The organism is Exiguobacterium sp. s34 (assembly GCF_018617435.1).
GTDB classification, from domain to species: domain Bacteria; phylum Bacillota; class Bacilli; order Exiguobacteriales; family Exiguobacteriaceae; genus Exiguobacterium; species Exiguobacterium aestuarii.
Window position 1 is genome coordinate 341,662 of record NZ_JACSKE010000001.1, and the last position, 13,727, is coordinate 355,388.

Consider the following 13,727-nt stretch of genomic DNA (forward strand, 5'->3'; position numbering starts at 1 on the left):
GATAGATGAATTATTTTTTAACATAGCTATTAAACAGTTTCTTTTAAACCATTTTTTTGTGTTTGTTCAAATCGATCAAGACAATCATTTGCCCAGTTCACAAGGTAGAGACTAAGCGCCTCGTCCGTCTTTAATTGATTCATGTTTTCTAATTTGCCACCTAAATCTGGTTCTTCGGTGACAATTCCTGTGAAAATTTTCGGATACACTGCTTCTGGATGAACTTCGCCTTCCTTCAACAATTCCTCATACATCTTCTCTCCAGGACGAATGCCGCTGAACGAAATTGAAATCTGTTCTTCTGTAAAGCCACTTAGTTGAATCATATTCCGTGCCAAGTCTACGATTTTGACCGGTTCCCCCATATCCAAGACGAACACTTCGCCACCGTTCGCGAGCGTTCCCGCTTGAATGACGAGTCGACTCGCTTCTGGAATGGTCATGAAGTAACGCGTCATGTCTGGATGCGTCACCGTCACCGGACCACCTTTAGCAATCTGTGATTTGAATAATGGAATAACTGACCCTCGGCTCCCTAGTACATTTCCGAATCGAACGATTGCATACTTCGTCTCACTTGATTTCGCTAAATGTTGAACAACCATCTCAGCGATTCGTTTCGTCGATCCCATGACATTCGTCGGGTTGACGGCTTTATCTGTAGAAATCATGACGAAGCGTGAGGCACCATATTCATCTGCCATCTCCGCAACATTTTTTGTACCATAAATATTATTTTTTACCGCTTCATGTGGGTTTGCTTCCATTAAAGGGACATGTTTATGGGCTGCAGCATGGAAAACGAGATGTGGTGTATACGTCATAAATACTTCCCGTAATCGCTCTACGTCTTGAATATCTGCAATGACTGGAATGAGTTCTGCTTGAATCTTCGCTTCGCGTAGTTCACGTTCAATGAGATAAATACTATTCTCCCCGTGACCAAGTAATAACAAGCGGTCCGGGTTGAACTTTAAGATTTGGCGACAGATTTCGGATCCAATCGATCCACCGGCACCTGTCACCAAAACTGTCTTCCCTTCGACCTCTGCTTGAATCCCTGTAATATCTAACTCGACCGGTTCACGACCGAGGAGGTCTTCAATGGATACTTCGCGCATTTGATTGACGGAGATTCTACCTGCTGCCACTTCTTCAATCATCGGAAGCGTATGAACGTTCGTACATACTTTCTTCGCTCGTTGAATCAGTGCGACACGTTCTTGATAGCTCATCGATGGAATCGCAAACACGATTTTATCGATTGCCTCTCTCTCGACGATTTCTTCAAGTTCATCCAAAGTCCCAATTACTTTCACATCGTTCACTGTCAACGTTTGTAGATGTTTATTATCGTCTAAAAATCCAATTGGGTTCATCCGATGATTGTCAGAATGCTTCATTTGTCGCACTAACATTCGACCAGCTTGCCCAGCTCCGATAATGAGCGTTCGCTTCTCATCTTTTCTTCGTTTCATCTTCCGTCCACGTAAAATAGACATCTGATCTTGTTTCCATGTCACATAAATTCGTGAGCCAAGACGAATCCCACCTAACATGAGTAATGAGAGACAAAAACTTAAGAACAACATGCGCTCCATCGCTTCGCCATATACAGCGAATTGAAGTATGTATAGCAGGAGTGTGCTCGATGCGAGTGTCATCGCTAGACGAACTGCTTCCGTCATACTGGCGAACCGCCAAGCCACTCGATATAGTCGACTGATGCCGGCCATGATGATAAAGATGGCACTATACGAAATGGCTGTTTCGATAAAATGATTGCGATCGATATTTTGAATAAATTCTAATGGATACAGGAAAAAATAAGAGATGAACATGGTGGATAGAATGGCAAACATATCTAAACTAACCAGTACACCTGTACGTAACGACTTACGACCTAAATCAGGTATCGACAACGATGATCCCTCCTTATGATTTTTAATGATTGTCTAATATGGTCAATTATAGAAAAAAGGATGCTTTTAACATCCTTACTAAAATATATTCTAAGGTTAACACTTTTGACCTAATGAAAAAACCAAGGTAAGGGAATTAAAACCTATTTTCGTTCGACAAGTGTCGACAAAAATCATAAGAGTCATTAATTGTCAACACATTATGTAAAAATAGGGAAATCACTTCTTCCATTTACCTCGCCAATTCTTTGTCGGAAGAATTGGGGGATCAACGAAGACAAACTCATCTTTCACTATCGCTTCCGCATTCTCCACTAATGTCTCCCAACGTCCTTCTCCTAATTCATCTGTAACGCCTTGTTTCGCTTCTTCCCAGTAGAACGTACGACGTCCTGTACTATGGGCATCGGAAGCAACAAGTTGACTCAATCCATTCCGTAAAAAAACGAATGCAATCTCTTTCACATTTTGACCAAACTCTCCTGTCAGGCTACTCGTCGTCACTTGTGACAAAGCGCCTGACGAAACAAAGTCCATCAATCTTTTCGGATTGGTGGCGAGTTCTTTATTGCGTTCTGGGTGGGCGATCACCGGTGTATAACCTTCTGTCTGGAGTCGGAAGAATAATTGTTCGGCATATGCCGGGACCGTATCACTCGGAAACTCGACGAGTACATAGCGTGATCCGGCGAGTGAGAGTGCCGCCCCGTCTTCTAACGCTTGTACCAAATCTCCAAACACACGGATTTCTTGGCCTGGATAGATGTCGAGCTTGATGCCTTCTTGATGTAAAACGTTTTGAAGTGTCGCTGCAGCTTCTTGAACGTTTAAGTCTTCCGTCTCAAATTGAGGGTGAAACGCGTGGGGGGTGACCACGATTGCGGTCACCCCTTCCTCTACGGCGCGTCTCGCCATCTCGATTGTTTGTTCGACCGTTCCTGGGCCGTCATCAACGGCCGGAAGAAGATGACAATGGATATCAATCATGGCGTGATTCTCCTTTTATTCGTATGCGTAGTAATAGTAGTAATCGTCGCTACCTTGTGGCTCGCGCTTGTTGAGGACGACACCGAGGATGTGGGCGTCTGCCAGGACCAACTGTTCTTTCGCTTTGACGACCATCTGACGATCCGACTTGTCACAGCCGACGACGAGGACAACGCCATCCACTTTACGTGCCAACAGGCGCGTATCCGCAACTTGCATCATCGGTGGTGCATCCAAAATGATCACGTCGTAATGTTCTTTCAACTCTTCAAGTGTACGGTCCATCATCTTCGATGAGAGTAACTCGGACGGGTTCGGCGGAATCGGTCCCGCTGCCATCAATTCCAAGTTCTCGACTTGTGTCGAATGGATCGCTTTATCAAGCGTCGTCTTCTTCGCAAGGACGGTCGATAGTCCAATCCCGTTCGAGAGACGGAACGTGAAGTGAGCCGTCGGGCGGCGCATGTCACAGTCCATCAACAAAACGCGTTTGCCTTGCTGGGCGTATACGACCGCCAAGTTTGACGCTGTCGTCGACTTCCCTTCACCTGACGATGATGATGTGATGGCTACTGTCTGCAACTCATCGTCTACCGCTGTGAACTCGAGGTTCGTCCGAATCGTTCGATATTGCTCCGAGATCGGTGACTTCGGCTTATGGACGGTGATCAAGTCACGACCTGTCTTATCATATTGAATATGTTTTGATTTCTTTTTCCCAAACTTAAACACGGACCTCTTCCCCTTTCACGTTGGCTTGACGTTGACGCTGCATCTCGACACGGTCGATGACCGGGATGGAGCCGAGTACCGGAAGTTCAAGAATCGTCTCGACATCTTGTTCTGTCTTGATGCGACGGTCGAGAACGACTTTAAGGAATGCGATGGCGACTCCTATCATCATTCCAAGCACGGCGGCAATCGCCGTGTTCAATAAAATATTCGGTTTAACCGGTAACATCGGGACGTTCGCATCCGATAATACTTTGACGTTATCGACGCTCATGAGTTCAGGCACTTCCTTTGAGAAGACACGGCTGATTTCATTGGCGATATCCGTTGCGACGACAGGGTTCGTATGTTGAACGGCAATATTGATGACTTGTGAGTTTTGTTCGCTGTTCACGGTAATCAAGTTACTGATGTTGTCAGGTGCTCCGACGACATTTTCTTGGACTTGTTCAAGGATGGCAGGACTTTGAATGATGACACGATACGTATTGACGAGCGTGACCGACGATTGGATCTGACTGCTGTCGATCATGTTGTTCTGTGATTCTTTTGGTGCGACGAGTACTTGTGTCGATGCCTCATACGTCGGGCTGATCACAAATGAGCTAACTAAAAAGGCAATGAGTGCTGCGAGGATGGTTAAACTTGCGATAAGCCATTTGCTCCGCTTCAAGATGGAGAACAATTCTCCAAGGGAAATCGTTTCTTCGTTCATATTCTGTCCTTCTCTCCTTTGTTCCAGTAAATTCACTGCTGGAAAATTCCCGCAGATAATATTTAAAATGACAATACCAGAACAGTATAGCAAAATTTTCATCGGTTGATGACCCGTTTTTAAAAAAATGGGTTTTTTGACATGTAAATCTGCTAAACTTTGAAAGGAAGAACTTAACAAAGGAGGAGACCCCTAGTGCATGTAAGTGAGCGCCTACTCCAGCTGTACACCACACTCGACCGACAAACGCGAGACATCGTCCAGCAACGTATTGAGAAAAATTTAGCAGACGGCAAATCACTTGCCGCCTCTTATCATGAACTTACCGGAGAGACGAACGATATACTCTCCGTTGAAGAAAAGTCAGCTACGGATTTTTCGAACTGGCTGAAAGAAGGAAAGACGGATGTAGATTTTTTGATTTATTATGTCGCTTTGTTAGAAAAGAGCGAGATGCTTCAATCTGAGGGAGCCATGCCACAAATCGCGGAGCCGACACCACAGCCTATTGCTGAACCGGTTGTTTCGAAACCGGTAATGGAGCCGCCTCCTGAGGAAACGAAGGAACCAGAAGTTGAAGAGACACCAACGACGAAACCACGCTACGTCCCGGAGTCAACGATTCCCTCCCGGACAGAGCGTATGAAATCACATCGTGAAATCAAACCAGCTCGTCCCCGTCGCAATAAAGGTCGTGGCTGGTTGATTGGGTTACTCGCCATCGTTCTATTATCCGTTGGTGGGTATGCGGCATATCCGATGGTTTCAGACTTATTCGAACCGTCATCGACACCTACCGTGACGGAAGAACCCGTCACACCAGAACCCGAACCAGTAGCCGAAACGAAGGCACTCGAAGAGGTGTGGATTGGTGTCAAAAACGCCCCACTCCTCAGTGAGCCGGACAGCGAAGACGTCGTCTACATCGCTGACATCGGGGACCGTTATGACGTCATCGAAGAACGCGACGACGCCTTGTTACTCGACCTTGGCTTGAATGAACTGACGGGTTGGGTGTCACGCGATGAAATCCTCACCGAATGGAAGACCGCTTCCCTCAGTGACACTGACGTATTGGACTGGTTGTCGACTTCGCTCGATCAGACGTTGTTTGACGAATCGCTGGACGCTTACTTCGGGATGGATGAGAATGAGTTGGTCGGAAATGTCGGGGCTGCAAGCGGCTTCGATTCGGACGCCCTACACGAGTATCTCGTTTATCCTGGCCTCTTCTTCACGATGAAAAATGAGCAAGTCGAGGCGATTGACTGGTCGAAAACGGATCAGACGAAAGCGTCGTTCCTCGAGCTTGGGGAACCGACATATGAGGCAGAGGATGGCGTCGTCTTTGAAAGCGAGAACTATTCCCTTCGTCTCTTCGTCGGTGAAGATGACTCGACGCGTGTCCGTTTGACGAAACTAGACAAATAAAGGAGTTTTTATAGGTGAGCCAAACCATTCTTGTGACGGGGGGGGCCGGCTATATCGGTACCCACACCGTCATCCAACTACTTGAAGCAGGGCACGAGGTCATCGTGCTCGATAACTTGTCGAACAGTAACCGCGAGGCATTGAACCGTGTCGAGGCGATGACGGGGCAAGACGTGACGTTCTATCTCGGCGACATCCTCGACCGGTCGCTACTCGAACAGATTTTCTTGACGCATACGATCGATGCCGTCATCCACTTCGCCGGTCTAAAAGCCGTCGGCGAATCGGTGAGAGAACCGCTCCGCTACTATGAGAACAACGTCGTCGGTACGACCGTCCTGTTAGAAGGGATGCAGGCGTTCGACGTGAAACGGATTGTCTTCAGTTCATCCGCGACCGTGTACGGGATGCCGGAACGGACACCGATCGACGAGTCGTTCCCCCTCAGCGCAACGAATCCGTATGGTCGTTCAAAGCTGATGATCGAAGAGATCCTACGAGACGTCGCCGTTGCGGATTCAGAATGGAGCATCGCCCTCCTTCGTTACTTCAACCCGATCGGGGCGCATCCGTCCGGTCAAATCGGAGAGGACCCGTTCGACGTCCCGAACAACCTCATGCCGTATATCACGCAAGTCGCTGTTGGTAAGCTGAACGAACTGAGCGTTTTCGGTGACGACTATGACACACCGGACGGGACAGGCGTGCGTGATTACATCCATGTCGTCGACCTCGCCGAAGGTCATCTGCAGGCACTTGACTACGTGATGAATCAGACCGGTGTCGAGGCGTTCAACCTCGGGACGGGCACTGGCTATAGTGTCCTTGACCTTGTCCGTGCGTTCGAACAAGAGAGTGGAAAATCGGTGCCTTACCGAGTGACTGACCGCCGCCCAGGTGATATCGCCACGTGTTTCGCTGACCCGACGAAGTCGAAACAGATGCTCGGCTTTGAAGCGAAGCATGACATTCGTGACATGTGCCGGGACGCCTGGAACTGGCAGTCGAACAACCCGAACGGATATAACTAAAAAAATCAGCTGACGTTAGAACGATTGTTCTTCCGTCAGCTGATTTTTTTGATTCATCTTTCCTTTTCGTGACATCAGCCCGAAGTCGATGACCCCGACGAGCAAGGCGACAGCAATGAACTTCCATACATCGACCATCATGAATTTCTCCCATACATATCCAAGTACCGTGAAACCGAGGAAGGCCGCATAGAAACTAATCCGCCACCCATTCCGATACACGTTCGCACGCTCACGGTCCAACAGGTAAAAGATGAGATATGCGCCCCATGCCAAGAATAAAATCGCGACCATCCAGTACAAAAATGATTGCATCGTCAACCGAAACATCATGAAAAAGAAAGATGAATCCATTGGAAATCCGCTCCTTTGATGACTGACTCTTGATGTGTACAAACTTCCTACTCTTCCATTTTCCACCTACCTATCATATGAGTCAATACACCTATGAACGAAAATTCACTTTTGATTCTAAAGACCCATTATCGTAACCAGACATATCCGAATGGAGGCAATTGAATATTCTTAATCGTTTCTCCTGTGAACAGGTTCGTTCCTTGAATATCCAATTCGATTTCCTTGTCACTTACGTTCGTATACAAGCATACCGTCCGACCATCCAGTTGACGCTCGACGGCAAAGACGTGCTTGTCCGCGTCCAAGATGTGTTGCGTGGCGTATGGGGATAAGGCCGGTTCTGCCCGCTTCACGTTCAATTGTCCCATGATGCCGGAGAAACGATTTAGTCTTGTCTCTTCTTTCTTCAAGCCATGGACGAGTTCGTCACGGTCAGTCGGACCGATGACACCAAAGAGCGTCCGATAGTCGACCGACGGAATGCCTTGAAGCGAGAACAGGATGCTGTGGGCGGCGAGGAGCATCGGTTCATGAGACTCCAACAGATTCTTCTCGAACGGGTCGCGTTCGGCGCTCGACAAGAAATGGAAGTATGTCTTCCCTTCAGGCGGCACCGCGATTTTGCGCGCCCACTCCGTTAAACGCGTCGCTTCTCCTTGTGCGAGTGCGAGTGTCACATTGCTCGCCAAATCGAAATGACAAACCGCGTCGACGACTTCGATATAACTCTCTGCCTCGTTGAGTGAATCCTCTGCGAGAATGAGCTGACCGTTTGGCTTATAGTGATGTAAGACCGTGTGCCAAAGGTGGAGCACGTCCCTCACTTGTTCTTTCGTCATCCTCCGGAACGACTGGGCATGGACCCGAATCTTCGTCGCCCCATAAGCAAGACGCTCGATGAGTGCGTCCGTCTCGGCGAGTAGGTCGAATTGCTCCGCGTTATAGGCGACCGGGTCGAGTTCATACATGAGTTGGAAGTCGTCGCTCAATTCACCAAGGTCCTCGTATAATCGGATGCGCGGGTCGACCGCCGTGTCCGTCTGTCGCCCGATGTACGGGAATAGTGAGACGAGATGCAAGTCACTGATCGTCCCCGCCACGTGCTTGGCTAAGACGTCATGGAGTGCCCCCATGTCCGGTTTCCCTTCTGTCGTGACGAGGCTCGCATCGACGAGCAGGACGTTCGTCTTCTCGCTCGGTGACTCGTGGTCATGCCACGTGTGACTCTCCCATTTATCGAACAGACGCTGCCACGCCTCTTGTGAATGCGTCGTCCATTTCGTGATGATTGGTTCAATCAGTTGCCAGTCCATACGATTCCCTCCTTCTGTTATCTCTCTACCTTTTTTCACTTCTCGCCCATTTCAAAACAAAAAAGCCGTCCCAAGTTGGACGACTCATTCCATTAAACGTTTTAATTCGGTCTGAATCCCTTCGAGTGACTCGGCGTCCGGGTTCCAATAATAGATCCCATCCGACTCGAGTCCACCGCCGCCTTCGATGCGGAGCGTGCTCGCATTGCGGAACGCACCCATATAATCGGTCGACAGTGTCACGAGCTCTTTGAACTCGATGTTCGTCTTCGCCCGGTTGCCGACGACGTCTAACAGATTCGTCACCTTTTCGAGCGAGAAATCCGAGCGCCCTTTCTCGATGATGGCCGCGACGACATCACGCTGCCGTTCTTGGCGACCGAAATCCCCGTTCGGATCATCGTAACGCATCCGTGTATACGCGAGCGCCTTATCTCCATTGAGCGTCACTTCTCCAACAGGGAACGTATAGTTGTCCGAACTAAATGCAAACTTGTTCATCACGGTGACACCACCGAGCGCATCGACGACTTCCGTGAACGCCTCCATGTCCGCTTCGACGACATAATCAATCGGGATATCTAAGAAGTTCTCGACCGTGTCCATCGCCATCTCGGCACCACCGAACGCATAGGCGTGGTTGATCTTATCGCGATACCCGCGACCGACAATCTCCGTCTTCGTGTCACGCGGGATACTGAGCATCGCCCCTTCGTTTGTATCCGGGTTCAGGGTCAGGACGATGATCGAGTCACTTCGTCCTTGCTCCGTTCCTCGTCGGTCAATCCCGAGTAAGAGCACGGACACCGAGCGCTTCTCTTCAATCGTCTCGACCTGCTTACGTTCTGGACTGATCTGTAAGTTGTCATTCACTTTCGTTACCGTGTCATTGACCTCATCGACCATCGACCAGACGAATAGGCCACCTGCGACAAGCATGAGTGTCAGTACGCCCGCTGTGATGCCAAGTATCCATTTCCACCTTGATTTCTTCTGATGTTTCGCCATATCGGGCCACCTTCTTCCGTAAATTCAGTTTGTATATCTTTTCCCAGACTCCACATTGGATTATAGCATGTCTCCAAAAAATGCTAATCATTTCTTTCCAGTTATCACGGAAAATGTGTTTTTGTCGGTGTGCGGTGCATATGATGCGGCCAGGCGGCATTGATTTCCGCCCCAATCAGCATCGTCGCCGCCGTCAAATAGAGCCAGATTTGAAGTAAGATGACGACCCCGATCGTGCCATACGTGTCCCCAAGAATCGAGAACCGCTCGACATAGACACTATAGCCTGTCGAAATGAGTTGCCAGGAGATGACGGCAAAAACGGCACCCGGTAACGTTTCAAAAAAGCGCACACGTTGCTGTGGGGCAATCATATAGAAGAATGAGAACGCAAAGACCAAGATGATCGTTGAGACCGTATAGCGCGTGAGCGTCGAGAGACGATCGAACTCCTCTACCTGAGGATAGAGCGCATACAACAAGTCGAGGAACTCTTGACTGAAGACGTGGAAGACGATGAGAATCACGGCGCCGATGCTACCGGCAAGAATCGTCATCAAACCAATCAGTCGACGCCACACGTATCCGCGTGCCTCCGTCTCCCCGTAGGCGAAGACGGTCAGTTTGACGAGACGAGCCGTCCCGTTCGATGCGGACCAAAAGGCGATGATGGCACTGACTGACACGAGCCCGCTATTCAAGTTCCCACTGACGTCATAGACGATCGACAGCATGTCGCGCACGCTCGATCCCGGGACGAGTGTCTCGATTTGCTCGATCAAGAGTGCCTGGTCGATCTTGAACCACGACATCACGGCGAACAGGACAAAAAACGTCGGGAAGATGGCGAGGAACCAGAAGAAGGCGAGCGTGGCGCTATAGTCATTGATATGGTGGTCTTTGAAGCGATGTCTCACATCGATGGCGAGTCGGGTCAGTCGATCGAGCACGGCCGTCACTCCTTTTTCTTTTCATTATGCCACAAACGAAAGCACCCGATTCATCCGAATCGAGTGCCGCTGTCATTGTTCCATCAATTGTCCGAGATATGACTTCACTTCGTCGAGTGATGCCTCGTCTGGGTTCCAATAGTAGATGCCGTCGCTCTCTTTGCCACCACTTCCCTCAAGGCGAAGGACACTTTGGTTTTTGAAAGCCGTCATGTAGTCGCTCGAGAGTGTCCGAATGTCTTTGAACGTCACATTCGTCTTGGCGTTGTTGCCAAGAACGTCGAGCATGTTGTTGAAGCGAGAAATCGAGAAGCTGTCCGTCCCTTTGTCGACGAGTGCCGTGATGACGTCACGTTGGCGTTCCTGACGACCGAAGTCTCCGTTCGGGTCATCATAACGCATCCGCGTGTAAGCGAGTGCCTCCGCCCCATCGAGGTTGACCGTTCCCGGTTCGAACGTATACTCACCCGACGTGAAGGCGAACTTGTTCGTCACCTCGACGCCACCGAATAAGTTGACCGCGTCCTGGAAACCTTTCATGTCGACTTCTGCGACGTAATCGATTGGGATGCCGAGGAAGTTCTCGACCGTATCCATCGCCATCTCGGCTCCGCCGAACGCGTAGGCGTGGTTGATCTTGTCCATCGTCCCTTTGCCGACGATCTCCGTCTTCGTATCACGCGGGATGCTGAGCATCGCGCTCTCATCCGAGTTCGGGTTGAGCGTCATGACGATGATCGAGTCGCTGCGTCCTTGCTCGTCCGCGCGACGGTCGACCCCGAGTAGTAACACCGATACAGGCTTCTTGTCTGAAATCGTCTGCTGGTTCATCCGCTCAGGACTAAGCCCGGCCGATTCGTTCAAACGATCGACCGTTGTATCGACTTGATTATATAAATAGTAGGCCATCCCGGCTCCGATGAGCAGGAACACTCCGATGACAGCACCTGCGATGATGGCGATGCGCTTCGCAGGTGAGACTTTACGACGACGTTTCTTGACTCTCTTTTTTGGCTTTTGCTCTTCCATGACATAACACCTTTCTATCCCCGATTGACCGTAATTGACACAGGTTTTATTTTATCACGCTAAATCGACAGACTTTTCCGTTTTTTTATAAAAGAGGTGAATATTTGTCGGACATTGTCGATTGCTCATACCGCTAGTATCGACAAGTCTTTTTGAAAGTTTAATCAGTCAGTAATCATCATAACACACGCATTTCTCCCTAAATCTTGATCTTCCTACAACAGCACTAAGCCATTGGTCACGTTTACAAAAATCAGTCTCGTTTTCCACACCAATTTTGAACAAATATTGATTATTCATCGTATTTCATAGGACCATTTCCTTATTTTCAGAAAACATAATGGTACGTTTGCTTTATTTTTTGTAAAATATGTATAGATTATTAACAAAAATGTAATAGTAACCCATTTTCATGTGTAAGGGGATTAATTGATGCGATTCATCGTGACGTGTTTTTTAGAGCAAAATCAGACTTGTGAGTTTATCGTGTATGGCAGTTCGGAGTATGACGCGTACAAAACGTTTGAACGTACACTCCAATCCTTAAATTCATTGACGGGACAGATCACACTGTCCGACGGTGAATCCATTCCGGTATCGCGTATCCTCGCTTATCGGGTTGATCCAATCAAACCACTCTTTTGAATCTTGATTGTTTCGGGTAACCCTATTAGGAGTACAAATCTGACAAGTGGGGTGGAACGAATGGAAATCGGCATGATTGGGCTTGGGAAGATGGGATTGAACCTGGCTCTCAACTTGACGGACAATGGACATCACGTATATGGGTACGACCCAGGCAACGTCTCGACAAGTCAGTTTGAAACGAAAGCGTCACTTGAAGAGGTCGTCGATGCACTGAAGGCGCCACGGGTCGTCTGGGTGATGGTACCGGCAGGAGACGTGACCGAGCATGTACTGAATGACTTGTATGACGCCCTCTCTCCTGGAGATATCGTGATCGACGGAGGCAACTCGAACTATAAAGAGTCGATGCGCCGCGCCGAGCATTTCAAAGAAAAGCTCATCTACTTCTTTGACGTCGGGACGAGTGGTGGGATGGACGGGGCCCGCAACGGAGCCTGCACGATGATTGGTGGGGACTTAGAGGCGTTCGGGAAGATTGAGCAGTTGTTCCAAGACGTCTCAACGGATCACGGTTATTTGTACGCCGGGCCGAGTGGGAGTGGTCACTTCTTGAAGATGGTTCATAACGGGATTGAATACGGCATGATGCAGGCGATTGCCGAAGGATTTGAAGTGCTCGAGAAGAGCCCGTTCGACTATGAGTATGAGGACGTCGCCCGTGTCTGGAACCATGGCTCGGTCATCCGTTCATGGCTCATGGAACTGACAGAGAGCGCCTTCTCGAAAGATGCGAAGCTCGATGACATCCGTGGGGTCATGCATGCGTCGGGTGAAGGGAAATGGACGGTCGAGACGGCGCTCGAATACGACGTGCCGACACCAGTCATCGCCCTCTCGCTCATGATGCGCCAGCGCTCGCTTCAAGACGACACGTTCTCCGGGAAGGTCGTCGCTGCGCTTCGAAATGAGTTCGGGGGACATGCGGTGGAGAAAAAAGAATAATCTAAATGGCCTCGGCGTGTGCCGAGGCCATTCTTTATTCCATCGTATTCCCGTCTGCTGGAATCGGAGTTGTTTTTAGCATGCGTGCGAAATGGACAAGGTTATACGCCATCGTCTTCCCATGTGACTTCGTGAATTCGTTGTCGCGCCCGGCATCAATATACGAGTCACCCGGTCCCGCTTCCCCGACCCAATACGTATCGACGTTCGGCGGTACCGTGAACCCGATATGGGACAAGGCATAAAGAATCCCGGCACATGCATGTTTTGCCCCGTCCTCATTCCCCGTGACGACGACCCCACCGACTTTGTTGTAGTAGATGGCTTGCCCCGACTTGTTCGTCAATCCGCTACCCCCGTATAGCCGTTCAATGACTTGCGTCGCGACACTACTCTTCTCGCCGAGCCAGAGTGGCGTCCCGATGACGATGATATCCGCGGCTTTTACCTTCTCAAAAACCTGCGGCCATTCATCTCCGTCCCCTTCATCTTCTGTGACCCCGAACGCGATGTTGTAGTCGACGATTCGCACGATTTCCGACTCGACCTGGAGCGCGTCAAAATGCGGTAAGATGTCCCGGATCAATCCTTCTGTATGCGACGTCGTGTCGCCACCCTTCAGCGTACAATTCAAAAATAGAGCTTTCATGGATTTCCCTCCT

14 protein-coding genes are annotated in these 13,727 nt (G+C 49.4%); 4 read left to right on the forward strand and 10 right to left on the reverse strand.

The genetic code is table 11. The annotated features are described in order from the left end of the window. Positions 1-29: 29 nt before the first annotated feature. From KNO87_RS01640 to KNO87_RS01655, 4 genes are all read right to left on the reverse strand, one after another. Complete coding sequence (locus tag KNO87_RS01640; protein ID WP_285800631.1) at positions 30-1,922, reverse strand: polysaccharide biosynthesis protein; 1,893 nt, start codon at positions 1,920-1,922, stop codon at positions 30-32. Positions 1,923-2,141: 219 nt separating this feature from the next. Continuing rightward, positions 2,142-2,909, reverse strand: a complete 768-nt coding sequence (locus KNO87_RS01645) for a tyrosine-protein phosphatase (RefSeq protein WP_214793188.1) — start codon at positions 2,907-2,909, stop codon at positions 2,142-2,144. A gap of 15 nt (positions 2,910-2,924) precedes the next feature. Further along, positions 2,925-3,641, reverse strand: a complete 717-nt coding sequence (locus KNO87_RS01650; RefSeq protein WP_214793185.1) for a CpsD/CapB family tyrosine-protein kinase — start codon at positions 3,639-3,641, stop codon at positions 2,925-2,927. Then, positions 3,634-4,356: a YveK family protein gene (locus KNO87_RS01655; protein ID WP_214793182.1), complete on the reverse strand. Its 723-nt coding sequence runs from the start codon at positions 4,354-4,356 to the stop codon at positions 3,634-3,636. Before KNO87_RS01655 ends, KNO87_RS01650 begins: the two co-directional genes overlap by 8 nt. Positions 4,357-4,551: 195 nt before the next feature. Between KNO87_RS01655 and KNO87_RS01660 the strand changes: the two genes are divergently transcribed. Both KNO87_RS01660 and galE read left to right on the forward strand, forming a co-directional pair. After that, positions 4,552-5,787: a hypothetical protein gene (locus tag KNO87_RS01660; protein ID WP_214793180.1), complete on the forward strand. Its 1,236-nt coding sequence runs from the start codon at positions 4,552-4,554 to the stop codon at positions 5,785-5,787. A gap of 14 nt (positions 5,788-5,801) precedes the next feature. Next, positions 5,802-6,818: a UDP-glucose 4-epimerase GalE gene (gene galE, locus KNO87_RS01665; protein WP_214793177.1), complete on the forward strand. Its 1,017-nt coding sequence runs from the start codon at positions 5,802-5,804 to the stop codon at positions 6,816-6,818. A 15-nt stretch (positions 6,819-6,833) separates the two neighbouring features. Here galE and KNO87_RS01670 read toward each other — a convergent pair whose 3' ends face one another. From KNO87_RS01670 to KNO87_RS01690, 5 genes are all read right to left on the reverse strand, one after another. Continuing rightward, complete coding sequence (locus KNO87_RS01670) at positions 6,834-7,172, reverse strand: hypothetical protein (RefSeq protein ID WP_214793174.1); 339 nt, start codon at positions 7,170-7,172, stop codon at positions 6,834-6,836. A gap of 128 nt (positions 7,173-7,300) precedes the next feature. Further along, positions 7,301-8,488: an alpha-amylase family glycosyl hydrolase gene (locus tag KNO87_RS01675; RefSeq protein WP_214793171.1), complete on the reverse strand. Its 1,188-nt coding sequence runs from the start codon at positions 8,486-8,488 to the stop codon at positions 7,301-7,303. A gap of 84 nt (positions 8,489-8,572) precedes the next feature. Next, the gene (locus tag KNO87_RS01680) at positions 8,573-9,496 is read right to left on the reverse strand and encodes an LCP family glycopolymer transferase (protein ID WP_214793168.1); all 924 of its coding nucleotides are present in this window, start codon (positions 9,494-9,496) and stop codon (positions 8,573-8,575) included. Positions 9,497-9,600: 104 nt separating this feature from the next. Further along, positions 9,601-10,446, reverse strand: coding sequence for a YihY/virulence factor BrkB family protein (locus KNO87_RS01685; protein ID WP_214793165.1), 846 nt, complete (start codon positions 10,444-10,446; stop codon positions 9,601-9,603). A gap of 72 nt (positions 10,447-10,518) precedes the next feature. After that, positions 10,519-11,475 carry an LCP family glycopolymer transferase gene (locus KNO87_RS01690; protein WP_214793162.1) on the reverse strand — a complete coding sequence of 319 codons (957 nt, stop codon included), beginning with the start codon at positions 11,473-11,475 and terminating at the stop codon, positions 10,519-10,521. Positions 11,476-11,907: 432 nt separating this feature from the next. Between KNO87_RS01690 and KNO87_RS01695 the strand changes: the two genes are divergently transcribed. After that, positions 11,908-12,120 (forward strand): hypothetical protein, encoded by a 213-nt coding sequence (locus KNO87_RS01695; RefSeq protein WP_214793159.1) that lies wholly within the window; start codon positions 11,908-11,910, stop codon positions 12,118-12,120. 39 nt (positions 12,121-12,159) lie between these two features. Continuing rightward, on the forward strand, positions 12,160-13,065 hold the full coding sequence (gene gnd / locus KNO87_RS01700) for a phosphogluconate dehydrogenase (NAD(+)-dependent, decarboxylating) (protein WP_285800636.1): 906 nt from the start codon (positions 12,160-12,162) through the stop codon (positions 13,063-13,065). Positions 13,066-13,099: 34 nt separating this feature from the next. Here the strand turns inward: gnd and KNO87_RS01705 are convergent, their stop codons facing one another. Beyond that, complete coding sequence (locus KNO87_RS01705) at positions 13,100-13,714, reverse strand: flavodoxin family protein (RefSeq protein ID WP_214793152.1); 615 nt, start codon at positions 13,712-13,714, stop codon at positions 13,100-13,102. Positions 13,715-13,727: the final 13 nt, after the last annotated feature.

What these genes read in the sequence shown, in the direction of transcription:
- KNO87_RS01645 (WP_214793188.1), bottom strand. Translation starts at nt 2,909, where the DNA reads ATGATTGATATCCATTGTCATCTTCTTCCGGCCGTTGATGACGGCCCA.
- KNO87_RS01655 (WP_214793182.1), bottom strand. Translation starts at nt 4,356, where the DNA reads ATGAACGAAGAAACGATTTCCCTTGGAGAATTGTTCTCCATCTTGAAG.
- KNO87_RS01670 (WP_214793174.1), bottom strand. Translation starts at nt 7,172, where the DNA reads ATGGATTCATCTTTCTTTTTCATGATGTTTCGGTTGACGATGCAATCA.
- KNO87_RS01675 (WP_214793171.1), bottom strand. Translation starts at nt 8,488, where the DNA reads ATGGACTGGCAACTGATTGAACCAATCATCACGAAATGGACGACGCAT.
- KNO87_RS01680 (WP_214793168.1), bottom strand. Translation starts at nt 9,496, where the DNA reads ATGGCGAAACATCAGAAGAAATCAAGGTGGAAATGGATACTTGGCATC.
- KNO87_RS01690 (WP_214793162.1), bottom strand. Translation starts at nt 11,475, where the DNA reads ATGGAAGAGCAAAAGCCAAAAAAGAGAGTCAAGAAACGTCGTCGTAAA.
- KNO87_RS01695 (WP_214793159.1), top strand. Translation starts at nt 11,908, where the DNA reads ATGCGATTCATCGTGACGTGTTTTTTAGAGCAAAATCAGACTTGTGAG.
- KNO87_RS01705 (WP_214793152.1), bottom strand. Translation starts at nt 13,714, where the DNA reads ATGAAAGCTCTATTTTTGAATTGTACGCTGAAGGGTGGCGACACGACG.